Origin of the sequence: Veillonella parvula (assembly GCF_040097785.1) — a bacterium.
GTDB classification, from domain to species: Bacteria; Bacillota; Negativicutes; order Veillonellales; family Veillonellaceae; genus Veillonella; species Veillonella parvula_D.
This window is the reverse complement of the sequence record NZ_JBBNNS010000001.1, coordinates 207509-233792: the sequence shown is the minus strand read 5'-3', so window position 1 is coordinate 233792 and position 26284 is coordinate 207509. Positions and strand designations below refer to the sequence as shown.

Below are 26284 nucleotides of genomic sequence, written 5' to 3'. Positions count from 1 at the left end.
ATTATTTACGAGCGATTACACGTTTTACGGCTTCTACAATATCATTGGCAGTTAAGCCATACTTTGCCATTAGTTCTTTTGGTGTTCCACTCTCCCCAAATGTATCTTGGACACCAACGAATTCCATAGGTACAGGCTTATTAGATACTACTACTTCAGATACAGCAGAACCGAGGCCACCAATAATATTATGTTCTTCAGCTGTAACGATAGCACCAGTTTCCGCAGCGGCTTTTATAATTGCTTCAGCATCAATAGGTTTAATAGATGCCATATTAATAACACGTGCAGATATATTAGATTCAGATAAAGTTTTAGATGCCTCTACAGCAGGTCCAACTAATGCACCACAAGCAATAATTGTAACATCAGAACCATCTACCAAAATAGTAGATTTACCTGGCACAAATGAGTAGCCTTCTGTTGTTACATCATCTACACCAGCACGCCCCAAACGAACGTATACTGGGCCGTTATAAGATGCAGCCCATTCGATAACAGCCTCTGTTTCACGCTCATCAGCAGGCACCACTACAGTCATATTTGGCAATGTACGCATACAGGAAATATCCTCTAAACTTTGGTGCGTTGCACCATCCTCACCAACAGTAATGCCCGCATGTGTAGCACATACTTTCACGTTTAATTTAGGATAGCATACAGCATTGCGAATTTGTTCAAATGCACGTCCTGTAGCAAACATGGAGAAAGATGATACAAATGGAATCTTACCTGCCGCTGCAAGTCCAGCACCAACAGAAATCAAGTTTTGCTCTGCAATACCTACGTTAAAGAAACGTTCCGGGCACACAGCTTTAAATGTATCTGTTTTAGTAGATTTGGATAAATCCGCATCTAGTACGATAATATTAGTATTCTCTTTACCAATGCGAGCTAGCGCATTACCATATGCTTCACGTGTTGCTTTACCCATTATTGCACCCCCATAATTTCATTAACAAAGGCTACACCTTGCTCTTCACTTGGTGCTTTACCATGCCAGCCTGCTTGACCTTCCATCTCTTCAACGCCTTTACCCTTTACAGTATGCATGATAATACATGTTGGGCCTTCTGTGAAAGCTTTCGCAGTTTCAATAGCATTATGAAGCTCATCAAGGTCATGACCATTAACTTCAATAACATTCCAATTGAAAGCTTTGAACTTTTCTGGAATTGGTAATGGAGAAAGAACTTTAGTAATATCACCATCAATTTGAAGACCGTTAAAATCGACAAAAGCTGTCAAATTATTCAGTTTATAAAAGCCAGCAAACATTGCAGCTTCCCACACTTGACCTTCTTCAAGCTCACCATCACCAAGAATAGAGTATACACGGTAATCTGCATTATCAATTTTGCCTGCCAATGCCATACCACAAGCCGCAGAAATGCCTTGTCCTAAAGAACCTGTAGACATATCTACACCTGGTGTGTGTTTCATATCAGGATGGCCTTGTAACATATGATTAATTTTACGTAAGTTCAAAAGTTCTTCTTTAGGGAAATAACCTTTTTCAGCCAATGTAGCGTATAGTGCAGGCGCTGCATGACCTTTAGAAAGGACAAAACGATCTCTATTAGGAGCTTTTGGATTTGCTGGATCTACATTCATCTCAACATAGTACAACAAGGCCATCACATCGGCGATGGATAATGAACCACCTGGGTGACCGGATTTCGCTGCCGTTACAGACTGTACAATACCAACGCGAATAGCTTTTGCCTTCTCTTGAACTAATTGTTTAACATCTTGTGTTAATGTAGCCATAGAGACCTCACTTTCTGGATAAAATCCAATATATTAATAATCTTTAAGTAATGAAATAGCAATTTCTGCATTGCGTTGGGAATCTACACGCAATGATTCAATGCGATCATAAGATGCTTGATACTCCTCACGAGAATTCAACAATTTATGACACCATTGATATAAGGCTTCTTCACGCAAATGAGTCATTGTGCCAATAGGCTCTTGACCAATCATATGTAAAAAGCTTGTAATTTTAGGATCATAGGAAATACCAATAACTGGTTTTCCCATTAAAGAACTAAAAACTAAAGCGTGAAGACGTATACCAATCATGAGGTCCACATTTCCAGATAATGACACTTGTTGCTCTGTAGAGAACGGACCTTCTAGCACAATAGCGCCATTCGGCATATAGCTGGCAATGATCTTAGCCTCTTTTGTATCCTCAGGATGTGACATAGGAATAAAGATAATTTCCACATTATCTTGTTCTTGTAATCTGCTCAATACATTAGCTAAGGATTCTCTATACTCTGTATCCTCTTTCCAACTACGAACCGCCACACCAATTCGTTTACGTTGTTCATCTGCTTCAGATATTTTAGATATATACCCTTTCAGAATATGAGAGCCAATTGAAAGATCTGCTGGTTGCATGGCCAATACCGCATCTGCAGTAACTTCTACATCTTCAATTCCCAAAGAAACTAGTTCATCCTTTGAAATAGAATCTCTAACTGTAATAGTATCTACAAAACGCAATACAAATCCAACGGCACGACGTGTTGATGAACGATTTAAAGGACCAATACCTTGGGAGTATAGCATTACTTTTTTCCCAAGCAACTTTGCTAACGCCATAATACTTAAGTAATAGTAAGTATTGCGAATACTAGTAGCATCTTGTAATAAACTACCACCACCACTAATAACAAGATCCGAATGAGCAATTGCTTTTAAGATACCCAATGCAGAAAATGTACCTACAGCATTAATATTATGCTTTTTACTAGTCTCTTTAGGATTACCAGAAATTACAGTAATATGTGCATCAGCCTCTTCTTTACGAATAGCATCGATAATAGCACAAAGCATGGCCTCATCACCAGCATTACCAAAGCCATAATAACCAGAGATAACAATATTACTCATGGTCAACCTCCCTAGCTTGGAACCATTGTGTTACGTACATCATAAACCGTACTGCGATGATAAGAAGCACTCCAAAAAGGGCGCCAATTAACAAACCATCATAACCACGCATGATGGACATGAACACTGGCGTTCTAAGATGACAGAAGGTTTCAACCATCGAAGCAATGCCAATAACACCAGCTAGAGTTAACAAGAAATGAATTACTGTAGGCCACTTACGCATGAACGCAAAGGTAGCTAGCATTAAAGCAGGATGACCAATAATGAACTCTTTTTCACGCGGTCTCGCATACATTGTATTTTCAAGAAAACGACGTAGCATAAGTTCAAAGCCTGGTACAGGAACACCTGCAGTGTGTCCACTACGGCCAACAAATACCCATACTGCACCACCAAGTGCTGCTATTATAAAGAATACATATAATTTAACATCCATAGTTAAGAATTCCACTACAAATGTTTTCGCTTCTTCTTTGGAATTAATCATGCGGCCGTTCCACAATGGGAATCGTTGAAGGTACGCAATAATAACTAAAATAATTGGCAGAACAAAGGTCAACTTAACACCTCTAAAGAGAGCAAACTCCATAAAGAATTTCGTATTGCCCAATAAAGATGCGATATACATTCCGCCAATAGCAGCAAATAATGCAGCAATTACAAGATATAATAAGGCAAGAATCGTAGACTTAATGGCACCTAATGGACGTGCACCATCATAACGGCGCCACTCTTCCATCAAGCGTATCATAGCACCTACAGGAGCCATAATAGCACTAGATAGAGCCCATATTTGAGTAATTAAGGTACCACTTGTAAGAATAAATACAACAATGGATGCCAAAGAAATTCCAAAAAAGGCCACAAGTTGCGTATGCTTAGACATTGGTAACATCATTTGTAGAACATATACAAAAAGTGCTATAGCCCCGATCATTGTAATAACTACTAATAATGGATTTGGTGTATAAGCAGGATAAATATCCGCTGGACCAAATTCATAACCTTTTACAGCCAATTTCTCTGTAGCTATGTTAATATAGTTGATTGTAGTCTGTAATACAGTTTCATTATTTATACCTGTTTCATACATCGGAAACAAGTTAAAACGAATATTTCGCTCTATATCACTAATGTAAAAGCGTTGTGCCGCTTCTTCAGGGGTAATTTTCTTTAACTCCTCTTTAGCGATAGTATACACACGACCTACACTATAATTATTTTTGGCCGCCATTTCCAAGAAACCTTGTTGTGGCTCATACTGCAACTGATTTACAGCTTCGATACCAACTAGTGGAATATGGTTTTTATTTAGTAATGCTAATGTTTCATCCGTTAAATTAGGTGCACCTAGAGCTTCTTTACCAGCAAAAATCATCCCTGTTACATGAGGAATGCCTTCAAGTCGTTTAAATACATATTGAATATCTTCAGATGTTACGTTTCTATAGTTTGTTGGACGAACGATAACATTGAAACCACGATCTACAACCTCTTGTGCTTGCAACTTTGAAATACCAAGATTCATCTTTGCATAGCTATCTGCTGTTGCACCATACAATTCAAGAACAGGACCAATACTTGTATTAAGCTCTTTCACCTTGTCCTTGCCAATACGGTGGTATAAATCCTCTCGAATTTCTTTATAATAACCTTCTTTACCTGAAATTAATGCCACATAAGTCGCCCCAGGTTTAATCGCAGCGCCATTAACACGAACAGAGTCCATCTCTTCAGAGCTTAATACTTTAACTTGGCCCGCATCTTTTGCTTTTTCTAACGTGCGATCATAAATAGCAAAAGCAGTCACACCAGCATTACGTAATGCATTAAAAGCTTCTTGTTGACTACGCTTTTCAAAGGCGCTGGCTCGTAAAACTGCATCATAGTCTACAATATTTTCAATATGATTTTGAGATTTCTCAATCTGATGGCGTTCAAATACTAAGTATAAGGAAGATAAAAGACCTATAATAATACAAAGTATAAGAATCCATGAGTACTTACTTTTTTGTGCGTTCCGATGATTCACGACAAATCCTTTCTAGTTGAGTACAGGTTTAACTTTAATGAGAATTTCACCATTATCAACAGTTAAACTTTCCGCTTTTACAGGAATTGGAAAATTGTTAAAGTCATAAATTTGAGTACTTTCTAACACATTAGATGTCATACCAGGAATTGTAGCACCATTTATGGTGAACTTTTTAGGTGAAAACAATAATGTATTGCCCTTTAACTCTAAATTCCCATCTAATTTAACATCCCCTTTAAACACCATGCCTACATTCATTTTACCGGTTAGGCTGATATTATCTTTACTAATGTCAACTTGTACGTCTTGAATATCACTACCTGCTTCATTACTTAAGAAAGTCCCTAAATCAGCTTTATTAATAGTCCCATCAATACTAGCATTCCCAACACTAACGATATCAATTTGTTGACTAGCTAATAAAGAAATTGGATTAACAAAAATTTGTTTAGCATCAAATCGGAAGCTAGCAAAATTCAATTTACCCAGTTTAATATTCTCCAAAGTGCCATAAACACGATCCACCTCACCATATAAAATTTTGAAAGCAGGTTGAGCCTCAACATTTACTGTTTGAGCCGTTGGTTTCAATGTTTCATTTAATTGACTTTCAATACGAGAGCCAATAAAAGATGGTAATAAAAATTGGGATGCCACTACAAGAGCAATAATTAGCACTAATAGGAATAGTAAAAACTTTTTCATAGTATCTCCTAAATTGTTAAGTTAGCCTCTTTTTTTAAGAAACCTTCGATAAATGGGTCTAAGTTGCCATCCATAACAGCTTGAACATTACCAGTTTCTACACTAGTACGATGATCCTTAACAAGATTATATGGATGGAATACATAGGAACGAATTTGACTCCCCCACTCAATTGCTTGGTAGGTACCTCCAATCTGTTCTTTAAGTTCAGCTTGCTTTTCGAGCTCTAACTCAAATAGTTTCGCCCGTAACAAACGTAAAGCTTGTTCTCTATTCTGCATTTGAGAACGTTGTGTTTGGCATTGTACTACAATACCTGTTGGCTTATGGGTCATACGAACAGCAGAATCGGTTTTATTAATATGCTGACCACCAGCGCCACTAGCACGATATGTATCAACTTGAACGTCTTTCATATCGATATTAATTTCTACAGTATCATCGATTTCAGGCATTACATCGACAGCAGCAAATGATGTATGACGTCGAGCCGCGGCATCAAATGGTGAAATACGAACGAGACGATGCACACCTTTCTCAGACTTCAAGTAACCAAAGGCATTTTCACCTTTAACAAGGAATGTAGCAGATTTTATCCCTGCTTCATCACCAGGTTGTTCATCCATTAACTCGATGGAGAAGCCAGATTTTTCAGCCCAGCGCAAGTACATGCGAATTAACATAGAACACCAATCTTGTGCCTCCGTCCCACCAGCACCAGCATGAAATGTTAAAATAGCATTATTTGCATCATATTCACCACTTAACAATAAAAGTACTTCTTGCTTTTCCAAGGTTTCTTCTATTTGCTTAACATATTCCTTGATTTCACTCTCCATGGAGAGGTCATCTTCATCTATAGCCATTTCAAGCATCATATTAGCATCTTCAATATCACTAACAAGTTGCTTATAGCTTTCTACAGCATTTTTTAGTTGTGTGGCCTCTTGAGAAATCTCACGAGCTTTATCTGGATTATCCCAAAATGTAGGATCACTCATCTGTACATCAAGTGTAAATATTCGGTCTTCCTTCTGAGCGATGTTAAAGTGAATCCCTCATCCCATAAATACGTTCTTCTAGATTAGAAATAATCGGTTTTAAATCTTCTAACAATTTATGTTCACCACCTTTAGTTAATTAGCCTATTACATCAATAAACTATTACCTTAACAAAATAGAAAAATGGCCGTTGCCCAGTGGAAATCCCTTTGAGCAACGTGCCATTCACAAATCTTAATCTATGTTTTGTGGCTCCAACACATCTTCATGATGGGATTGTGCACCTTCTAAGTGATCAACTGGTTCTTCGATTTCTTGAATCAATTGTGCACGAATTTTATATAATGCCATGATTGTCTCATCTTGAATAGCTGCAATCATGTTTTGGAACATATCGAAAGCTTCAAACTTATATTCTACCAACGGATTCTTTTGACCATATGCACGGAGGCCAATACCTTCTCGTAGCATATCCATATTATCCAAATGTTCCATCCATTTATTATCAACAACGCGCAACATAATCGCCTTTTCAAGTTGACTAAACATAGCCTCTCCAAGCATATCAACGCGATCTTGATACTCTTCATGAGCAATTTCTAATAAGCGTTCTAATAAGTCTTGACGACTATATTCTTCCATATCTTGAGAAGACATAATCTCCTCTGTTAAGAAATATTGACTTAAATGTTTATAGAGACCTTCATAATCCCATTCTTCTGGATAGAGCTTTTCATCAGCATAAGCATCTACAGATTCGGTAACAAGCTTGTCAATCATTTCATTAATTGTTTCACGCAAGGATTCGTTACGTAAAATACGACGTCGTTGTTCGTATAATACTTCACGTTGTTGATTCATAACATCATCATACTCGAGAACATATTTACGAATATTATAGTTATGATCCTCTACTTTCTTTTGAGCACGTTCAATAGATTTAGTAATCAAAGAATGCTCGATAGGTTCATCCTCTTCCATACCAAGTTTATCCATGATACCTGTAATATTATCAGCACCAAAGATACGCATTAAGTCATCTTCTAATGATAAGAAGAATTGAGAAGAACCAGGATCCCCTTGACGACCAGCACGTCCGCGTAATTGATTATCGATACGTCGGCTTTCATGGCGTTCTGTCCCCAGAATTGCTAAACCACCTAGTTCTGGCACACCTTCTCCAAGAGTAATATCTGTACCACGACCAGCCATATTAGTAGCGATTGTTACCATTCCCATTTGGCCAGCAGCTGCAACGATTTCTGCTTCTTGTTCATGATGTTTAGCATTCAATACTTTATGAGGTACACCTGCACGCAACAACATGTCTGAAAGTTCTTCAGACTGTGTAATAGATGTAGTACCAATCAGAATAGGTTGCCCTATTTGGTGGCGTTCTACTGCATTTCGTACTACAGCACGATATTTAGCAGCTTTAGTTTTAAAAATTTGATCAGGCAAATCCATCCGGATTAAAGGCTTATTTGGTGGAATTGGTATAACCTCTAATCCATAAATATCGATAAATTCTTTTTCCTCTGTTTTAGCAGTACCTGTCATGCCTGATAATTTATCATACATACGGAAATAGTTCTGGAATGTAACAGATGCTAAGGTTTGGCTTTCGCGTTCAACTTTCAAACCTTCTTTAGCCTCAATAGCCTGATGCAAACCATCAGAGTAACGGCGTCCAAACATCAAACGGCCCGTAAATTCATCGACGATAACAACTTCACCATCTTTAACCACATAGTCTGTATCACGATGCATCATAGCATAGGCACGCAAAGAAGCACCAAGCAAATGATTCAACTCGATATTTTCTGCATCATATAGGTTTTCAACACCAAGCATTTTTTCAACCTTTGCGATGCCAGAATCTGTAGGGGCAATAGTTTTTTGTTTTTCATCGATAACATAGTCTTCATCTTTTATAAGGTGAGGAACAATTTTAGCCAATTTATAATAATTATCAGTGGAACGTTGACCAGGGCCTGAGATAATTAATGGTGTTCTTGCTTCATCAATAAGAATGGAGTCTACTTCATCCACAATGGCATAATTCAATGGTCGTTGTACCATTTGAACAACATCGGTTACCATGTTATCGCGTAAATAGTCAAAACCAAACTCATTATTTGTACCATATGTAATATCACACGCATAGGCTTCTTTACGTTGATTAAAGTCAAGATTAGCCACAATAAGACCCGTGGAAAGTCCTAAGAAATTATATAAACGTCCCATTTGCTCGCTATCACGAGTCGCCAAATAATCATTTACTGTTACAACGTGTACACCCTTACCGGTCAATGCATTCAAATATACGGGCAATGTAGCTACTAATGTTTTACCTTCACCAGTACGCATCTCCGCGATATTACCATTATGAAGGCAAATGCCTCCCATTAACTGTACATCGAAATGACGCATGCCTAAAACGCGTTTAGATGCTTCACGAACTACAGCGAATGCTTCTGGCAATAGGTCGTCTAACGTTTCCCCTTTTTGCAAACGACGTTTAAACTCATCAGTTTTTGCCACTAAGTTAGCATCACTTAATTTAATATAATTAGGTTCAATTTCATTAATATGATCTGCAATAGCACGCATTTTTTTAATTTCTTTTGCGTTATTATTGCCTAATAGCCTTTGTAAAAAGCTTAACAAACAAATCACTCCTCTACGGGACATCTTACATTATTTTATCTAACTTATTATAACGAAAAAGCCTTGAATAGTCAAAGAATTCAAGGCATTTCAAGATTATTTATAATATTATTTTGGCAAAAAAGGTGGATGACTATTTTAAGTCATCCACCTTAATATAATAATCGGCTGATTTAAAGTAGAAAGGAGTTAGGATTAAGTTCAGCCGACATTATATATTATTGAAGTTCTGGCTCGATCAAACCATAGAAACCATCATGTCTACGATATACAACGTTCATCGATTCAGTTTCAGCATTGAAGAACATAAAGAAATCATGACCAATAAGATTCATTTGTAAAATCGCTTCCTCAACATCCATAGGACGCACAACAAAGTGTTTGCGTTTTACAACTTCAATAGTTTCTTCTTCCACAGGAGTTGCCAAAGCTTCAGGATGGAAAGCTTCTTGTTTTTTGAAACGTTTAGCCAAACGAGTTTTATATTTATGGATTTGGCGAACAATTTTATCTACTACTAAATCAATAGCTGCATACATATCATCGTTGGTTTCCACACCACGAAGAACGATTTTATCAACAAAGCATGTAAGTTCAATTGTAGATTTATCTTTTACAACGGATAAAACCGCTTGTGCATTTAACTCATCATCGAAGTAACGAGTCAATTTACTCAATCTTTTTTCGATATATGCTCTTAAGGCATCTGTTACTTCAATGTTTTTTCCTCTAATTGCTACTTTCATAAGTCAACACCCTTTCTAAAAATCATCCACGAGATGCGAGTGTGTGGTATTATATAACCTTATCTCTCGTGTTATATTTAGTATTTCTACATCCAACTGTAAAACTCCTTCTTTTTTATCTAAAAATCTTATATTTTTTGTAGAATTATGTATAAAATGTATATAGAAAATCAAAAACCCTGATAGTATATACTATCAGGGTCCAATTATATATTGTTTTTATAATTTTTTTGGTATGTAGTTACGCTTTAACAACGTTAGCGGCTTGAGGTCCACGGTTTCCATCAACAATCTCAAATTCTACATTTTGACCTTCAGTCAAAGATTTGAAACCTTCGTCTTGGATTGCAGAGTAGTGTACAAATACATCGCTACCGTCTTCACGTTCAATAAAACCATAACCTTTTTCTGCGCTGAACCATTTTACTTTACCTAACATGGTAACATCCTCCTAAAAATATATATATTGTCTTGCTGTCTTGCTCTATATGTGTATCATAACACAGCATGTATAAAATATCAAACAACAATATTTACATTTTTAATGAATATACAAACACTAGAAATAAGAATATCATTTGCTGTAAATCTCAACAATCCCTATATCTATACATGTTATAAATAATTATATACACCCTATAAATTAATTGTATATTTTTATAATCATAAAAATATGTGAATTAAAAATTATTATTTTAAAAAATGACTGTATAAATTATTGTTATATCACAAATATTTATAGCAATAATCGTGTTTTTCAGATTAATCTACCCTGTAAATCTTTATACAAACTCTTTATAATTAATAAATTCAGTCTAAAAGTTATCAAATATATTAATAGATATTAAGCTATACATATATAATAAAAATTAATATAAATAGATAGGTTAAATTTAATGTAAAAAAACAGGAAGCAATTTCTAATTCTAGAATTTGCTTCCTATAATTATATTATTTAATCTAACAAAATTTTATCTAAGAATGATTTTGTTCTTTCATTGGTAGGTGCATCAAATACGCGTTCAGGTGTATTATCTTCTAAAATCAAGCCACCATCAACAAATAACACTCTATCCGCTACCTTTTTCGCAAAGCCCATTTCATGAGTAACGATGACCATCGTCATACCTTCCTCAGCTAAAGACTTCATAACATCTAGCACTTCACTAACCATTTCAGGATCAAGAGCTGAAGTAGGTTCATCAAAAAGCATTACTTTTGGTTTCATAGCTAAAGCACGAGCAATAGCAACACGCTGCTTTTGACCGCCTGACAAAGAATCAGGGTATGCATTGGCTTTATCCGCCAAGCCTACTCGATCAAGTAAAGCTTGACCTATCTTCTTAGCCTCTTCCATAGATGTTTTACGAACCTTAGTTTGTGCTAAGGTAAGGTTTTCCATAACTGTCATATGTGGGAACAAATTAAAGTTTTGGAATACCATTCCTACTTCAGCACGAACGTCATTTAACTTTTTCTTATCAGAAAGATCCATGCCATCTACGATAACCTTACCAGATGTAGGTTCCTCTAAATAGTTCATAGTGCGCAGTACCGTACTTTTACCAGAACCAGAAGGGCCGATGATTACAACTACTTGACCTTGTTTAATATGTAAATTAATACCTTTTAGTACTTCATTTTTACCAAAAGATTTATGTACATTTTCTAATTTAATCATTTAATGCTATATTTCCTTTCAAGATATCCAACTAATTGTGAGATAGTCACTGTCATAATAAGGTAAATCACAGCAACCGTACCCCAGATTTCAAAGGATGCATAGGTTTTAGCAATGATTAATTGACCACGACGTGTCAACTCCTCGAAACCGATAACAGAAACTAAAGAGGAATCTTTCAACATGGCAATAAATTCGTTCCCTAACGGAGGAATAATTGCTTTAAAAGCTTGAGGCATAATGATGTAACGCATGGTTTGTCCCCAAGTTAAACCAAGAGAACGACCAGCCTCCATTTGACCTTTATCAATAGATTGAATACCAGCACGGAAAATTTCAGATACATAAGCACCAGAGTTAATACTACATGCGGTAACAGCCGCAATATATGGATCAATCCGTTGACCTGTAATCATAGGCAAGGCAAAATAGATTAGGAAAATTTGCACCAGTAATGGTGTACCACGAATGATATCTACATAACATTTTGCAAGCAATCTAACTAATCTAAATTTAGATAAATTTGCTAAAGATACTAAAAGACCGATAAAAAAGCCACAACCTACAGACATGGCTGTAATTTCTACAGTCACTAGAGCACCTTGTAGCAAGAGCGGTAAATTATCCGCAATTAACCCCCAATTAAAACTCATAATCTCTCCTATTATTTAAATTCTAAAACTACTGGCATATCAGCAGGTGTATCTACATTAAACCATTTTTTATATAATGTATTAAATTCACCATCAGCCTTCATATCAGCAATTGCTTTATTAATTTCTTCTTGCAATGCTTTGTTATCCTTATTAATTGCTAAGCCCAAATATTCTTTAGTATTTGGATATGCCATAAATTTAATATGTTGATCAGGATGCTTAGTACTGTAATATTGAGCTACAGGTAAATCGATTACAGTTGCATCTACTCCACTATTTTGTAATTCTAACAAAGCTTCATTACTATGGTCAAATTCTTTTACAGTAGTACCTTCAATTTTATGAGCTAAATCTGCACCAGTAGTACCTAATTGGGCTGCAATTTTTTTACCCTTTAAGTCATCAAGAGAATTCACAGCCGTTCCATCTTTATATACTACTGCTAAGGCATTTTCATAATAAGGAGAAGAAAATAATACTTTTTCACTTCTCGCTTTTGTAATGGTCATACCAGATGCAGCAACATCAATATCATGTGTGTTCAAAGCTGGAATCAAAGCATCAAAAGCTACATTTTTTAGCTCTACATCTTTATTAATACGCTTACCGATCGCACGAATCAATTCAATATCAAAACCTGTATAATCTTGAGTTTTTTCATCTTTAAACTCAAATGGAACAAATGTAGCATTAGTGCCAACGACAAGTTTATTAGATGTAGGTTGATTAGAAGAACCACATCCACCAACTAAAGAAGCCGCCATCACTAACATACAACCGCCAAGAATTATTTTTTTTACTTTGCTATTTAACATATTATCAACCTCATTATTTTAACTTACTACTACTTTATAATAGTATATAGATTAAGTATAATTATGTCAATAATTTTGTATATAATTTTAGATGCAATCGCAAAATCTCTATATTTATATTTTAATTTTATACATTGTTTGTATAAATATTACGTTCATGTATAAAAACTTTCCCATAGTTAGTGGTTTTCTATAGATTTTATAATATACAACTGTATAAAAAAAGCACATGAGAAAAGCCTCATGTGCCCCTATACGGCTGACCTGGTCTTTGCCCCCACACTCGCCTGCTGGAAGGTTCGCTCATAAGTCCAAGACTCCCCACTACTACCTCTCTCGATTTTATCGGCAGGACTTACACCTAAGCCGCACCATGCTCACAACCCTTTGGGCTGCTTATGTGGATCGTTTTGCCTGCGACTAGCCTCGACTTTCAACCACAGACCCGTATAGACGTATTATAAAGAATAACAGTATTCATGTCTAGTTTTACTATTATTTTAAAAAATTTTGATTATATAGTTAAGTAGCCAAACATAATTTTTTTACCAAACATACTATCGCATAATTCTTAGAACAATGAGAATAAATTTTGCAACCCCTATTTGTTGATGTATAGAAAATTGGAATAGAAAACCTAAAATATTCTTCATAATATTTTAATATTTCTAAAATCACATTTTTTAAGTACCATATCTAGTGGATTCTTAAATTGTCAATTAGTTTTTGTATGCCAAATATGAATACAACATATTTGTAAGAACATACGTATCATACACAAAAAATTATTTATGGTGTATAATTTGTATACTGTTAAATTAGAACGGCCTAAAGTTGTACGATATGAACATAAGTACGAGGGGTTGTACCATATGTTCAGTTTGTTAGTTAGAGGGGTTTATTATGTTTATGTTATCATTGATGCAACCATCAGGTTTGTATGAACTGGAGAAAGATAGTTTAGAAGCCATAAGCGCACAACTTTTACAGATGATACAAATGAAAAGCTATCATCTCTATACACATTCTATCCAGGTTTCAAACTATGCTGTTAGCATCGCAGCTAAAATGGGTTTGCCATTAAATGAAATTGAACAGATTCGTCACGCAGCTCTACTTCATGACGTGGGTCTATTAATGGTACCTAATGCATTAATCCAAAAATCTCCATATCTTAATAAGCAAGAAATGTCTAAGTATAAACAACATGCGGCAAGTGGAGCCAATATGATTGAAAACTATCCTTGCTGCCAACAAATTTTGCCTTATATTCGTTACCATCATGAAAAATGGGATGGCTCTGGTTATCCCAAACATTTACGTGGTGCCAATATTCCGTTAGGAGCTCGAATTATTGCTGTAGCAGATTACTATGATACAACAGTTAATCCTTCTACTGAATTTTGGGCGAAAACAAAAGCTAAAGCAAAAGAAGAACTCTTTAGTGCATCTGGCTCACTCTTTGATCCTGATGTAGTTAAAGCATTTATTGATGTGCTTGGCTAATATGAAATCAAATATTATATTCCTACATTTAGTAATAAAGATTAGAAACTACCACTAGCCAGCGTAAGGGCATCAATGCGTAGCGCTTTATGCTTTTGTAAGACTTTTGCTACAGCTTCAATTGTGGCACCTGTAGTATATATATCATCAACAATTAATATATTCTTATTGGTAAAATCAATATCCTTATAATCAGCACATATAACAAAGGCATCATCAATATTTTGATGTCTTTCTTTATTTGTTAATCCCCACATATCTCGAGAAGTATCAAACTTGTATATACAATCTAACCATTTAAAGTTTTTTCTATCTATCTCCCATAAAGAATGAGCCCATTCAAGAAAGAATAAATCTACTTGATTATATCCTCTCTTAGCTTTTTTCTTTTCGCTAGATGGTACAGGAACAATATAATCATACATAATTTTACAATTACTATTCACAATATTAGACTCATTATATTTCATGTAAAAGTTGTACGATACTAAAAAAGGAGCGGCCCCTTTGGACTGCTCCTTTTTTTCATTAAATTTTACATCGTAAATCATAGACTTTAGACCACCACGATATTCGGCCAACACACATACATCATCTACATAGTGTAAAAATTTATGTGGTACATGACGAATATGTAATAAATCTGTAAAACAAGCTTTACACCAATCCCCTTGTGTTGCCACAGGTGCACCACAGTGAGGGCATACAGGTGGAAATAGGAAATCCCAAAGACTCATTACGAATCACATCTCCCTTGTAGTCGTTCTTTAAACAATGTGTAACGTTCATCGGCATTAACAGTACGCACAGCACGTTCAACTGCGCTCGTAGTACCAACGATGATTACTTTACGCTTTGCCCGTGTAACAGCAGTATACAACAAATTACGTTGTAACATACCACCATAACGTGGAACAAATGGAATAATAACTACACCATACTCACTACCTTGACTCTTATGGACCGTAATAGCATAAGCAGGCATAATCATATGTGCTTCATCGATAGGTAGACGAACCTCTTTATGGATAAATCGGATATAAATATCAGTCCGTGTAATAGCGTAAATAACACCAATTTCACCATTAAAAACTTCTAACTCATAATCATTGAGAATTTGAATAACCTTGTCCCCAACGCGATAAGTAATGCCATTGACACGAGTTTCTCCCTTGTAGCTATCTGGAGGGTTTACGGCTTGTTGTACATATTGTGATATCAATGTACTACCTGCTTCACCACGGCGCATAGGAGAAATAATTTGAATATCTAATTCATCCTCTAAAGTTTCTTGTTCACGTTTATATACATCAATGATGGCTTTCATCATCATGTCATAAGATTTAACAGGAATAAAAGAAAACTCTTCGCTCACACCTTCAAGGTTAGGCATTTCACCACGGTTAATTGCATAAGCACTTTCAACGATAGTATTACCAGAGCTTTGACGATAAATCTGGTTAAGTCGTGTATAGGGCACACAATCACTATCTAATAAATCTTTTAATACAAATCCAGCACCTATAGGTGGTAATTGATCTACGTCACCCACAATAATGACATGGGCTTCCTTTGGAATAGCAGCCATCAAAGAATAGAATAAACGCACATTAAGCATAGATGCTTCATCGATGATAATGACATCTATATCTAGAGGATCATCTTCATTCTTTGTAAAGTCATAGGAGTCACTACCTTGAACAGGTACCAATAGACGATGAATTGTAGTAGCTTCAAACTCAGTGGCCTCGGTCAGACGCTTTGCAGCACGTCCCGTAGGAGCACAAAGTATAATGCGCCCCAATCCACCGAGTTGGAAACCTTTTACTAGTGCCTTGATGATAGTTGTTTTACCTGTACCAGGACCACCAGTTATAAGAGAAAACTTTTCAAAAAATGAGAGCTGTATAGCTTCTTTTTGAGCATCACCAAAGATAATGTAGTTGTCTCGTTCAAACTTTTCAATAAAACTAGAAATATCTAATGCTATTGGATCAGCTTCTAATAGAAACTCACGAGTATAGTGGACACCTTCCACTTCAGAAACATACATCTCTGGCGGATAGATATATAAGATATCTTCATAATACGTACTATACAGTGCACCTTGTTCCAGCAGGCTTTCAATAAAGTTCGCAATATCATCTACATCAGTTTGTAATAAATCGTCAAGTCGACCGATAAGTTGGTCTACTGGTAAACATGTATGACCTTGATTATCTAGACTACGTAGAATCCATTCTAAACCAGCCTCTAAACGGCGTGTATCACTACCATTAATACCAAGATGCTCTGCTAGTGTATCGGCCGTACCAAAAAGCATATCCGGTGCTACACGTAATAATGTATAAGGATTATCCTCTATAACTGCGACAGACTGCACACCATAATAGGTATATACAATACGACTCCATTTCGATGAAATGTGATGACTTTCAAAAAAATGATTTAAATCAGATAAAATACCTTCGCCAAGTAAGGTATTGAATAGCTCATCCTTAACACTCTTTCGGAGACCTGGAACATCTTTAATCTCTTCTGGACGTTCTTCCCGTAAAATTTCTAAAATACGAATACCGAAATATTCTAGTACCTTCTCTACGGATTTTTCACCAAAACCTTTTATTCCTAGATTCAACAAATAAGTCTTGGCAGCACCCATATTATCAGGTTTTAACTTTTCAACACTGCTCGCATCAAATTGGCGGCCGTACTTTTCATGTTCTACATAGCGGCCCCGTACTTCGATGTCTTCCCCTTCTTTAGGAGACTCAAATTTGCCAGTACAAGTAATGTATTCCTCATTATAATCTTTTAGGATAAACACGCAATATGTACGTTGTGTATTCTCATATATAGTTCGGTATACAAATCCTCGTATGGCGTCCATTATTTCTCCGTATTCGGCAAAGCTTCAATAATTTCTTGCACTGCATCGGTAATACTGCCTTCGTTACCAATTTTAATATGTGCTACTTCTTCATATAAAGGATAACGTTCTTCATATACATTAAAAATATATTCGATACTTTCTTTTACAAGCGGACGAATCTCTAGATCCAAATCATCTAAAATATGATTTACATCACGGTTAACAAATACAACAAGACCATTATTGCGCATCAATTTAACAGTTTTATCATAGGTAACAGTGCCGCCACCTGTAGCAATGACAGATGGTTTATTGTGAATTAATTCTTTGATTGTACTATATTCATATTCACTGAAAGCATCTTTACCATCGTAAATATAAATATTTTGAACGGATTTACCTACCTTGTCTTGAATCGTTTGGTCTAGATCGAAAAAGTCGCGGCCTAACTCTTTTGCTAGAACCTTACCAACAGTAGTTTTACCTGCGCCAGGCATACCAATGAGAAAAATATGCTTATGCATATGCTCCTTTAAGAACTCATTACTCATAGAAACGACGGTTTTTATATAATTTTCAACATAAGGTGCTAACACTTTATCTTTACAATTTTGAGTATGTAAAGCAATGATACTTTCATCCCGTTCTTCATCAATAAGTGGTAAGTGATGTTCATCCTTATATTTACCAATTTCTTTAATCAGTGTGAGTCGCTTCTCAAACTCCGTAACTAATACAGAATCAATACTATCTATCTGTTTTCGAGCTTCTTTAATATCCATGAGAACCCCCTTTTATGCATTAGCCAAAATAGCTAGAGCCTGTTCTTCATCTACCTTCATTTGATCGATAAGATCTTGTAAATTATTAAATTTAACTTCCCCTCTAATATAAGAAATGAACTGTACAATTACTTCTTTTCCATATATATCTTGGTCAAAGTTAAAAACGTGTACTTCACATCTATGGTACTGATTTCTAAAGGTTGGATTATCTCCAATATTGCCTACCCCATCATACCAAATACCATCAATACATACACGATTAGCATAGACTCCGTCTGGAGGTGTAGCCATTTCATTAGGAAGTAATAGATTTAATGTAGGAAATCCTAATGTGCGTCCCCGTTGATCACCTTTAATCACAGTTCCTTTAAACTGGAATGGCCTACCTAGCCAATGATTTGCATCCTCCAAATGCCCTTCATGAATAGCTTTTCTAATTTCTGTACTAGAAATAGGTGTACTACTACCATCACAAGGTAATAAAGGCTGTACAAGAACTCGTATATTCTTATCCGCTACCACTTGTTTCATATATTCTGGATTACCAAGCCCCTTTGCACCAAATGTAAAGTTCTCACCGATTACAATAGCTTCCACATTCATATCATTGCAGAGTTCATGTAAGAATTCATCTGCAGTCATTTTTAATAATGCTTCAGTCATAGGTAACCGCAAAATATAGTCAACTTTGAGTTCTTCTAGCACAGTATCCATAATCTCTTCTTGAATCACTCGTTTAGGTACTCGTTCTGGATGTAATATAGTCAATGGATGATGCTCGAAGGTAATGATGATACTAACCCCATCGACTGATATAGCCTCTTCAACAGCCTTATGTATAACTCGTTGATGACCTCGATGAATGCCATCAAAGGTACCAAGGGCATATACTTTTGTATCTTTGATTTGACGTAGTTCATCAAACGAATGTAGTTGCTTCATACTTATCCTTCAATAAAAATATTTTTTTCCACTTTTAATGTGTGGTTGTTTCGTTTCATAATACCAATAAAACCATTCGGTCCATAAGCTCTATAGAGCTGACCTATTTCTGTGAAAGCAAATTCTTTACCAATCGGTAACTGCTTGCCTTCTATCATCATTCTTAATTGTACACTATTTACAGTTACTTTTGAAAGATGAGAAACAGCCGTATCTGTTGGCAACAACAGACTTTCACCATGTAGCATCAATTCTTCGGCCATCTTAGCAGAGCCGATATCAAAAGGGCCTACTTGAGTACGTGCCAAAGAAGTCATAGCGCCAGGAATACCTAAAGCAATACAAATATCGCGTAATAACGAGCGAATATAAGTCCCCCCTGAGCATGTCACACGAACCGTGAAAAAAGGGAATCCATAAGCAATGAGCTCAATATTTTTAATATGAATTTGACGTAATGGTAGCTCTACAGGAATACCTTTACGAGCATATTCATAAGCTCGAATACCATTTACTTTAATGGCAGAATACTTAGACGGCCTTTGGTCCTGAACGCCAGCAAATTTTCTCAAAATACTAACCAATTCTTCAAAGCCTGGTTTAACCATCGTTGTCGAGATTTCTGTAGATTGAATAGCTCGATTCAATACAATACCATCTCGCAATAGCATATCATTATCTGGCAATACAGGTTGTCCTGAGCTATCTTCAGTATCTGTAAAAGTACCCAATTTACATTCTGCTACATAGGTTTTATCAAATTCATCCGTGTATTCTATAAGGCGCGTAGCCTTACCAAGAAACACAGGCAATACACCATAAGCCATAGGATCCAATGTACCGCTATGACCAATGCGCTTTTCCTTTAGAATACGACGACAAATAGCAACGGCATCATGGCTTGTAATGCCAGGTGGTTTTAAAAATGGTAATATCCCATCCATTATTAAATTACCTCAATGAGAGCTTGTTTTGCCTCTTCTAATGGTAGATTAATAGTGCAACCTGCAGCACGAATATGACCACCACCACCAAAATGGCTTGCTACAACGTTCACATCAATACCTTTGGAACGTAAACTTACACGTGTTATATCATCAGCTTCTGCTTTTAATAAAATTGCCACGTCTACAGTATCAACATTTCTAATAATATCTACAAAACCATCTGTATCATCGCCAAGAATAGTCATAGCCTCACGATTCAACTCGATGGTAGCAATCGTATCATTCTTGTAAAACTCGATAGTTTGCATAACTTGTTTTGTTAATTCTAAACGACTGGCAGATACGGCTTCTATGGTTTCAGAAATAACATTTGGTCTAGCCCCTGCAGCTACACATTTGGCAGCCATCTCAAGAGTATTTGCTGTAGTATTGCTAAATTTAAAGAAACCACAATCTGTAGCAATCGCCATATATAATGCAGTACCCATAGATTCAGTGATAGGCCAATTCCATTTTGTACATAAGTCGGTAACAATTTCACCAGTAGCAGCAAAGTCAGGCTTTAAATATAGATGGTCCGCGAATTCTGTATTAGAAATATGGTGATCTATATTAAAAATAGGTGCACTCCAAAGTGCACCTACTTTGCCAATTCGCTCATACGTGCTAGCATCCAAAACCATAAGCATATCAATATCAACTGGATTAGTTTCAAAATACGCTACATCATGAATGTGGTCCGTATATCGTAAGAATGTGTACTTCTCAGGAACTACATCATCCACTACCATATATACAGTTTTACCTTGTCCTACAAGGGCTTCGTAAAAGGCTACCATGGACCCAATAGCATCACCATCAGGTCTAATATGGACGGTTAGCATAATAGAATTAGCTTCACACAGAGCCATATGTAATTGATTAATAGTAATCTTACTCATGTTCTGTATCCTTTTTGTTAATTTATTTCTTCATCCATTTTGATTTCATTCAAAAGGGATTCAATATGCATGCTATAGTCTAAAGACGTATCCTTATCAAAGGTGATGGAAGGAATATGGCGTAATTTAAGTACTTTACCAAGCTCTGTACGAATATGACCTGCTGCATGCTTTAATGCGATAAGGGTATCTTCTTTTTCCTTATCGGAACCAAACAAGGAGACATAAATCGTAGCTTCACGTAAATCACCTGTTACATGAACATCGGTAATAGTAGTGAAGCCGATACGCGGATCTTTCAATCCGCGCATCAACATTTGACTTACCTCTTGTTTGATAAATTCTTGTAATTTTCTGACACGAACATCACTCATATAAACCTCCTATAATTGAGGTGCAATTTCTTCCATCAAGTAAGCTTCAATAACGTCGCCTTCCTTGATGTCGCGGTATCCTTCTAAGGAGATACCACATTCAAAGGATGTTTTAACTTCCTTAACTTCATCTTTAAATCGACGTAAAGAATCAACCTTACCTTCAAATACAACGATGCCGTCACGAATTAAACGAACTTCAGAGTCGTTAGTAATACGACCTTCTGTTACATAAGAGCCAGCTACAATAGCCTTTGGTGTGGAAATAACCTGACGCACTTCTGCACGACCTACGACAACCTCTTTAAATTGAGGCGCCAACATACCGCGCATAGCAGATTCAACGTCATTGATAGCATCATAAATTACACGATATGTACGCAAGTCAACCTTTTCTTGTTCCGCTGCACGTCGAACATTAGCATCAGGGCGTACATTAAAGCCCATTACAATCGCATTAGATGCAGATGCCAACATGATATCCGATTCATTAATGGCACCTACTGCAGCATGAACAATAACAATACGAACCTCAGGGTTTTTGATGCCTTCTAAAGATTGACGCAATGCTTCTACAGAACCTTGAACATCGGCTTTGATGATAATATTAAGATCCTTCAACTCGCCTTGTTGAATTTGGTTGAAAATATCATCTAATGTAACTTTATGTGTAGCTTGCAATTCTTGAACCCGTTGCTTAGCAATACGTTTTTCAGCAATTGCACGTGCTTCGTTGTCATCCATACCATTTATAATTTCACCGGCTTGTGGAACTTCGGAGAAGCCCAAAATTTCTACCGGCATAGACGGACGAGCAACTTTTACTTTTTCACCGCGCTCATTTGTCATGGCACGTACTTTACCGTATGCAGTACCAGCAAGTACTGTATCACCTACACGAAGAGAACCTTTTTGTACCAAGACAGTACATACAGCACCACGACCTTTATCAAGTTGAGCCTCGATAACTACGCCATATGCCTTACGGTTAGGGTTCGCTTTCAATTCCATAACCTCTGCTACAAGCAAAATATTTTCAAGTAAGTCATCAATACCTTGTTTTTGTTTAGCAGATACAGGAACCATGATGACATCGCCGCCCCATTCTTCTGGTAAAAGACCATGTTCAGACAATTGTTGTTTAACATGGTCTGGGTTAGCACCTGGTTTATCCATTTTGTTGATGGCTACAATAATAGGTACATCTGCAGACTTCGCATGATTAATGGCCTCGATAGTTTGTGGCATTACTCCATCGTCAGCAGCTACTACGAGAACTGCGATATCTGTAGATTTTGCACCACGTAAACGCATAGCAGTAAACGCTTCATGACCAGGTGTGTCAAGGAATGTGATTTTATTATCCTTGTAGCGAACTTGGTACGCACCGATATGTTGAGTGATACCACCAGCTTCGCCAGCTGTTACATTAGTTTGACGAATTACGTCCAACAAAGATGTTTTACCATGGTCAACGTGACCCATAATAGTTACTACAGGAGGACGTGGTTTTAACGTTTCTGGTGCATCTTCAATTTCGATAACATCTGTAGGATCTTCTTCTGGTTCTACTTCAGTTACAGTTACACCGAACTCTTCAGCTACAATAGTAGCTGTATCTACATCAACCTCTTGGTTAATGCTGGCCATAACACCTAAAAGCATCAATTTCTTGATGATTTCAGATACTTCACGACCCATTTTTTCAGCTAATTCTTTAACAGTTAAAGGACCGCTCAATTCAATTTCTGTAGCAATTGCTGCTTCAGCTTTACGTTCAGCTTCTGCTTTTTGCTGTAAGTACTGCTCGTTACGATGTTTTACGCGATTCTTCTTTTTTTGCATAGATGTAGATAACAAGGATTGAGGGCGGTTATTGCCACCTTTTTTATTTTTCTTGTTACGGCGGTCATTATTAGAATTGCGGTTATCGTTATTGCGGTTGTCGTTATTACGATTATCGTTGTTGCGATTATCATTATTACGCGCATCATTAGAACGAACGTTATTACGGTTATCATTATTGCGGGTATTATTAGGGCGATTGTTAGCGCGGTCTCCACCATGTTGGTTACCATCGGATTTGCGTGTAGGCTCAGAGATTTGTACATGACGTACATTGCCTTTTTTATGGTCCTTTTGTTTAGATTGATCGTCTTGTTTTTGACCAGATTGTTTATGTTTATCTTTTTTCTGTTCGTTAGAACGATTTGGATGTTGTTTATGTGACGCAACTTCTTGTTTATGAGCTGCAGGAGCAGACTTTTGTTCTACCTTTTTTTCTATTTTTTGTGCTACTTTAGGAGCTTCAGATTTTTTACCTAATTGTTTTTTTACAATTTCATAACCTGAATCATCTACAGAATTAACTGCTTTCGTAACATTGATATTATTTTGTTGCAAGATAGAAATGACCTGCTTACTTTCTACGCCGAACTCTTTGGCGATTTCATGAACGCGCTTTTTGGACATCTACATACCCCCTTATTATCGATCAATCTCTTTAAGTAATGCCTTTGCAAATCCATCATCTAGTACGGCAACTACTACCCTAACTTCCTTACCAATGGCCGTTCCTAAAGCCTCTTTATTGGCAATACTGTGAAGTGGAATGTGATGGGTTTCTGCTAATTGAGTATATTTCTTTTCATTATTGGCTGCACAGTCACCAGCGAGAAGTACCAATTTCGGTTCCTTTCTCTTTATAGCTTTTTCTACGATAAAATCACCAGAAATAACTTTTCCTGCTCGTTGTACTAAGCCTAAGAGATTCAAAATTTTATCTTCATTCATGTATATCAGTGATTACTCATTCTCTTGTAAATCACGTTGTAATGCTTCGTATATCTCTTTAGATACACTATGTTTTAATGATCGTTCTAATCGTTTTGCCTTATAAGCCTGCTCAAAACACGACATAGACTCACATAAATAAGCTCCACGTCCTGGTGCTTTACCGCTGCGATCAATAGTGATATTGCCGTCTGGACTCAAGGCTACGCGAATCAACTCTCGTTTTGCCTTAGGTTCACCACATCCTACGCAAGTACGCATAGGTTGGGATTTTGGTTTCATGACTATTCACCATCCTCAGCATTGCCAAAACCTGTGAAAGGTTCTTCAGCAGCTTGAGTTTCGCTTTTAATATCAATTTTCCAGTTAGTCAACTTAGCAGCTAAACGAGCATTTTGACCAGCCTTACCAATAGCTAAAGATAATTGATAATCAGGTACGACTACATAAGAAGCTTTTTCTTCTTCGCTTACATCTACCGATACAACCTTCGCAGGGCTTAAGGAGTTAGCAATATAAATTGCTGGATCTTCATCCCATTTAACAATGTCTATTTTTTCATCGTGTAATTCATCAACAATATGTTGTACACGTTGCCCTTTAGGACCTACGCAAGCACCTACAGGATCAATATTTTCATCACGACTATATACGGCGATTTTAGAACGCATCCCCGGTTCACGAGCTACAGACTTAAGCTCTACTACGCCTTCAAAGATTTCTGGAACCTCTAATTCAAATAGACGTTTTAATAGACCTGGATGTGTACGAGAAATCATAATTTGAGGGCCTTTCGTAGTTTTCTTAACCTCTACGATATAGCATTTAATACGATCCCCTTCACGGTATGTTTCAGTAGCAATTTGCTCTGTTGGAGGTAAAATTGCTTCTGTTTTACCAAGGTCGATAAACACATTTTTACCTTCGACACGTGTAATAACACCAGTGATGATATCACCTTCACGACTGTAGTATTCCTCATATACTACACTGCGCTCAGCCTCTTTCAAACGTTGAATAAGCATTTGTTTTGCAGTATGGGCAGCACTACGACCAAAGTTAGCAGGAGTTACATCGACTTCTACTACATCACCAATCTCAAAACGCTTATCTTTTTTGCGAGCATCCAACAAGCTAATTTCTGTTTCAGGCAATTCAACAGTTTCCACAACTTGTTTTTTGGCCATTACTTTATAAACACCTGTTTCGCGGTCAATCACAACGTACGCATCTGGATTAGATGTTGGTTCTTTGCGATATGCTTGCAGTAATGCAGCCTCTAAGGATTCAAAAATAACCTCAGGAGCAAAACCTTTTTGTTTTGTAAGCACCATTACCGCTTGAATTAATTCTTGACTCACTCGTATGCCTCCATATATTAAAAATCAAGATGTAATCGAATTTGTGCAATAGCAGAACGTTCAAATGTTATGCTTTCACCATTAATAGTAAAGTCGATAGATGTGTCCGTAAAACCTTGTAATGCACCAGTAAATTGTTTACTGCCATTAACAGGCTTAAACAACTGAATATCTACATCACGGCCATTATACCGAACTAAATCCTTATCTTTCTTTAGAACTCGATCAAGGCCAGGAGAAGATACCTCCAATAAATAATTTTCCGTAATTGGATCCTTTTCGTCGAGGACAGCACTTAATTTTTCGCTCACCAACTGACAGTCATCCAAATCTACACCACCTGGTTTATCAAGGTAGACACGTAAATACCAATCCCGTTCACGTACATAGTCTACATCGACGAGTTCCATATCGGTGCCGGCTATAATACCTTCAACTACAGAGGATACAAACTCCTCCACTGCTTCTCTTTTCATAGCCATCGCCTCCTTACTTACTACATCTTGTATATATCTCTTGATTCTAAATACTCTAAAATTGAGCTAA

Annotated in this window: 25 protein-coding genes; 1 reads left to right on the top strand and 24 read right to left on the bottom strand. The window is 36.6% G+C overall.

Features of this window, described 5'->3' with window-relative positions; translation table 11 throughout:
- Position 1: 1 nt before the first annotated feature.
- The 12 genes from AAA071_RS01050 to AAA071_RS00995 form a co-directional block, all read right to left on the bottom strand.
- The gene (locus AAA071_RS01050; protein ID WP_004697368.1) at positions 2 to 934 is read right to left on the bottom strand and encodes a transketolase family protein; all 933 of its coding nucleotides are present in this window, start codon (positions 932 to 934) and stop codon (positions 2 to 4) included.
- A complete protein-coding gene (locus tag AAA071_RS01045; protein WP_012864276.1) occupies positions 934 to 1770 on the bottom strand; it encodes a transketolase in 837 nt (278 codons plus the stop codon). The genes AAA071_RS01050 and AAA071_RS01045 overlap by 1 nt, the downstream gene beginning before the upstream one ends.
- Positions 1771 to 1803: 33 nt before the next feature.
- Entirely contained in the window at positions 1804 to 2904 is a 1101-nt protein-coding gene (csaB, locus tag AAA071_RS01040; protein WP_004693157.1) for a polysaccharide pyruvyl transferase CsaB, read from the bottom strand.
- Positions 2897 to 4939 (bottom strand): DUF5693 family protein, encoded by a 2043-nt coding sequence (locus tag AAA071_RS01035; protein WP_195213237.1) that lies wholly within the window; start codon positions 4937 to 4939, stop codon positions 2897 to 2899. The genes csaB and AAA071_RS01035 overlap by 8 nt, the downstream gene beginning before the upstream one ends.
- A 12-nt stretch (positions 4940 to 4951) precedes the next feature.
- Positions 4952 to 5647 carry an LmeA family phospholipid-binding protein gene (locus AAA071_RS01030; RefSeq protein ID WP_004697145.1) on the bottom strand — a complete coding sequence of 232 codons (696 nt, stop codon included), beginning with the start codon at positions 5645 to 5647 and terminating at the stop codon, positions 4952 to 4954.
- An 8-nt stretch (positions 5648 to 5655) separates the two neighbouring features.
- Positions 5656 to 6763, bottom strand: a protein-coding gene (gene prfB / locus AAA071_RS01025) for a peptide chain release factor 2 (protein ID WP_206669385.1) whose coding sequence is annotated in 2 segments (ribosomal slippage) — positions 5656 to 6705 and positions 6707 to 6763 — 1107 coding nt in all. Because the reading frame shifts where the segments join, the coding sequence is not laid out codon by codon here.
- Positions 6764 to 6883: 120 nt separating this feature from the next.
- Entirely contained in the window at positions 6884 to 9319 is a 2436-nt protein-coding gene (secA, locus tag AAA071_RS01020; protein ID WP_004693148.1) for a preprotein translocase subunit SecA, read from the bottom strand.
- 218 nt (positions 9320 to 9537) lie between these two features.
- Positions 9538 to 10065, bottom strand: coding sequence for a ribosome hibernation-promoting factor, HPF/YfiA family (gene hpf / locus AAA071_RS01015; protein ID WP_008600782.1), 528 nt, complete (start codon positions 10063 to 10065; stop codon positions 9538 to 9540).
- Between the two features lie 241 nt (positions 10066 to 10306).
- Positions 10307 to 10504 (bottom strand): cold shock domain-containing protein, encoded by a 198-nt coding sequence (locus tag AAA071_RS01010; RefSeq protein WP_004693056.1) that lies wholly within the window; start codon positions 10502 to 10504, stop codon positions 10307 to 10309.
- Between the two features lie 516 nt (positions 10505 to 11020).
- Positions 11021 to 11746: an amino acid ABC transporter ATP-binding protein gene (locus tag AAA071_RS01005; RefSeq protein WP_004693054.1), complete on the bottom strand. Its 726-nt coding sequence runs from the start codon at positions 11744 to 11746 to the stop codon at positions 11021 to 11023.
- Entirely contained in the window at positions 11743 to 12399 is a 657-nt protein-coding gene (locus AAA071_RS01000; RefSeq protein ID WP_004693053.1) for an amino acid ABC transporter permease, read from the bottom strand. Before AAA071_RS01000 ends, AAA071_RS01005 begins: the two co-directional genes overlap by 4 nt.
- 11 nt (positions 12400 to 12410) lie before the next feature.
- Complete coding sequence (locus AAA071_RS00995) at positions 12411 to 13217, bottom strand: basic amino acid ABC transporter substrate-binding protein (protein ID WP_008600779.1); 807 nt, start codon at positions 13215 to 13217, stop codon at positions 12411 to 12413.
- A gap of 903 nt (positions 13218 to 14120) precedes the next feature.
- On the opposite strand from AAA071_RS00995, the gene AAA071_RS00990 reads away from it, so the two are divergent.
- Complete coding sequence (locus AAA071_RS00990) at positions 14121 to 14723, top strand: HD-GYP domain-containing protein (RefSeq protein ID WP_004693025.1); 603 nt, start codon at positions 14121 to 14123, stop codon at positions 14721 to 14723.
- 41 nt (positions 14724 to 14764) lie between these two features.
- Here the strand turns inward: AAA071_RS00990 and AAA071_RS00985 are convergent, their stop codons facing one another.
- The 12 genes from AAA071_RS00985 to rimP are packed head-to-tail and all read right to left on the bottom strand — an operon-like array spanning position 14765 to position 26214.
- On the bottom strand, positions 14765 to 15460 hold the full coding sequence (locus AAA071_RS00985; RefSeq protein ID WP_004693022.1) for a ComF family protein: 696 nt from the start codon (positions 15458 to 15460) through the stop codon (positions 14765 to 14767).
- A complete protein-coding gene (gene recD2, locus AAA071_RS00980) occupies positions 15460 to 17613 on the bottom strand; it encodes an SF1B family DNA helicase RecD2 (protein ID WP_195213238.1) in 2154 nt (717 codons plus the stop codon). The genes AAA071_RS00985 and recD2 overlap by 1 nt, the downstream gene beginning before the upstream one ends.
- On the bottom strand, positions 17613 to 18377 hold the full coding sequence (locus AAA071_RS00975; protein WP_004693019.1) for a shikimate kinase: 765 nt from the start codon (positions 18375 to 18377) through the stop codon (positions 17613 to 17615). Before AAA071_RS00975 ends, recD2 begins: the two co-directional genes overlap by 1 nt.
- A 12-nt stretch (positions 18378 to 18389) precedes the next feature.
- Positions 18390 to 19322, bottom strand: a complete 933-nt coding sequence (locus AAA071_RS00970) for a bifunctional riboflavin kinase/FAD synthetase (protein ID WP_004693017.1) — start codon at positions 19320 to 19322, stop codon at positions 18390 to 18392.
- Positions 19323 to 19324: 2 nt separating this feature from the next.
- Complete coding sequence (locus tag AAA071_RS00965) at positions 19325 to 20266, bottom strand: tRNA pseudouridine synthase B (RefSeq protein WP_004693015.1); 942 nt, start codon at positions 20264 to 20266, stop codon at positions 19325 to 19327.
- A gap of 2 nt (positions 20267 to 20268) precedes the next feature.
- Complete coding sequence (locus AAA071_RS00960; protein WP_004693013.1) at positions 20269 to 21210, bottom strand: DHH family phosphoesterase; 942 nt, start codon at positions 21208 to 21210, stop codon at positions 20269 to 20271.
- A gap of 17 nt (positions 21211 to 21227) precedes the next feature.
- Positions 21228 to 21584, bottom strand: a complete 357-nt coding sequence (gene rbfA, locus AAA071_RS00955) for a 30S ribosome-binding factor RbfA (protein ID WP_195213239.1) — start codon at positions 21582 to 21584, stop codon at positions 21228 to 21230.
- 9 nt (positions 21585 to 21593) lie between these two features.
- On the bottom strand, positions 21594 to 24056 hold the full coding sequence (infB, locus tag AAA071_RS00950) for a translation initiation factor IF-2 (RefSeq protein ID WP_004693008.1): 2463 nt from the start codon (positions 24054 to 24056) through the stop codon (positions 21594 to 21596).
- Positions 24057 to 24071: 15 nt separating this feature from the next.
- Entirely contained in the window at positions 24072 to 24377 is a 306-nt protein-coding gene (locus tag AAA071_RS00945; RefSeq protein ID WP_195213240.1) for a L7Ae/L30e/S12e/Gadd45 family ribosomal protein, read from the bottom strand.
- A gap of 12 nt (positions 24378 to 24389) precedes the next feature.
- A complete protein-coding gene (rnpM, locus tag AAA071_RS00940; RefSeq protein WP_004693005.1) occupies positions 24390 to 24659 on the bottom strand; it encodes an RNase P modulator RnpM in 270 nt (89 codons plus the stop codon).
- Positions 24660 to 24661: 2 nt separating this feature from the next.
- Entirely contained in the window at positions 24662 to 25738 is a 1077-nt protein-coding gene (gene nusA / locus AAA071_RS00935) for a transcription termination factor NusA (protein WP_004693004.1), read from the bottom strand.
- Positions 25739 to 25755: 17 nt separating this feature from the next.
- Positions 25756 to 26214, bottom strand: a complete 459-nt coding sequence (gene rimP, locus AAA071_RS00930) for a ribosome maturation factor RimP (RefSeq protein WP_004693003.1) — start codon at positions 26212 to 26214, stop codon at positions 25756 to 25758.
- Positions 26215 to 26284: the final 70 nt, after the last annotated feature.

Excerpts from the sequence above, each read along its gene's own strand:
- AAA071_RS01050 (WP_004697368.1), bottom strand. The coding sequence starts at position 934 with ATGGGTAAAGCAACACGTGAAGCATATGGTAATGCGCTAGCTCGCATT.
- AAA071_RS01045 (WP_012864276.1), bottom strand. The coding sequence starts at position 1,770 with ATGGCTACATTAACACAAGATGTTAAACAATTAGTTCAAGAGAAGGCA.
- csaB (WP_004693157.1), bottom strand. The coding sequence starts at position 2,904 with ATGAGTAATATTGTTATCTCTGGTTATTATGGCTTTGGTAATGCTGGT.
- AAA071_RS01030 (WP_004697145.1), bottom strand. The coding sequence starts at position 5,647 with ATGAAAAAGTTTTTACTATTCCTATTAGTGCTAATTATTGCTCTTGTA.
- hpf (WP_008600782.1), bottom strand. The coding sequence starts at position 10,065 with ATGAAAGTAGCAATTAGAGGAAAAAACATTGAAGTAACAGATGCCTTA.
- AAA071_RS01010 (WP_004693056.1), bottom strand. The coding sequence starts at position 10,504 with ATGTTAGGTAAAGTAAAATGGTTCAGCGCAGAAAAAGGTTATGGTTTT.
- AAA071_RS01005 (WP_004693054.1), bottom strand. The coding sequence starts at position 11,746 with ATGATTAAATTAGAAAATGTACATAAATCTTTTGGTAAAAATGAAGTA.
- AAA071_RS01000 (WP_004693053.1), bottom strand. The coding sequence starts at position 12,399 with ATGAGTTTTAATTGGGGGTTAATTGCGGATAATTTACCGCTCTTGCTA.
- AAA071_RS00995 (WP_008600779.1), bottom strand. The coding sequence starts at position 13,217 with ATGTTAAATAGCAAAGTAAAAAAAATAATTCTTGGCGGTTGTATGTTA.
- AAA071_RS00990 (WP_004693025.1), top strand. The coding sequence starts at position 14,121 with ATGTTTATGTTATCATTGATGCAACCATCAGGTTTGTATGAACTGGAG.
- AAA071_RS00985 (WP_004693022.1), bottom strand. The coding sequence starts at position 15,460 with ATGAGTCTTTGGGATTTCCTATTTCCACCTGTATGCCCTCACTGTGGT.
- recD2 (WP_195213238.1), bottom strand. The coding sequence starts at position 17,613 with ATGGACGCCATACGAGGATTTGTATACCGAACTATATATGAGAATACA.
- AAA071_RS00975 (WP_004693019.1), bottom strand. The coding sequence starts at position 18,377 with ATGGATATTAAAGAAGCTCGAAAACAGATAGATAGTATTGATTCTGTA.
- AAA071_RS00970 (WP_004693017.1), bottom strand. The coding sequence starts at position 19,322 with ATGAAGCAACTACATTCGTTTGATGAACTACGTCAAATCAAAGATACA.
- AAA071_RS00965 (WP_004693015.1), bottom strand. The coding sequence starts at position 20,266 with ATGGATGGGATATTACCATTTTTAAAACCACCTGGCATTACAAGCCAT.
- AAA071_RS00960 (WP_004693013.1), bottom strand. The coding sequence starts at position 21,210 with ATGAGTAAGATTACTATTAATCAATTACATATGGCTCTGTGTGAAGCT.
- rbfA (WP_195213239.1), bottom strand. The coding sequence starts at position 21,584 with ATGAGTGATGTTCGTGTCAGAAAATTACAAGAATTTATCAAACAAGAG.
- infB (WP_004693008.1), bottom strand. The coding sequence starts at position 24,056 with ATGTCCAAAAAGCGCGTTCATGAAATCGCCAAAGAGTTCGGCGTAGAA.
- AAA071_RS00945 (WP_195213240.1), bottom strand. The coding sequence starts at position 24,377 with ATGAATGAAGATAAAATTTTGAATCTCTTAGGCTTAGTACAACGAGCA.
- rnpM (WP_004693005.1), bottom strand. The coding sequence starts at position 24,659 with ATGAAACCAAAATCCCAACCTATGCGTACTTGCGTAGGATGTGGTGAA.
- rimP (WP_004693003.1), bottom strand. The coding sequence starts at position 26,214 with ATGAAAAGAGAAGCAGTGGAGGAGTTTGTATCCTCTGTAGTTGAAGGT.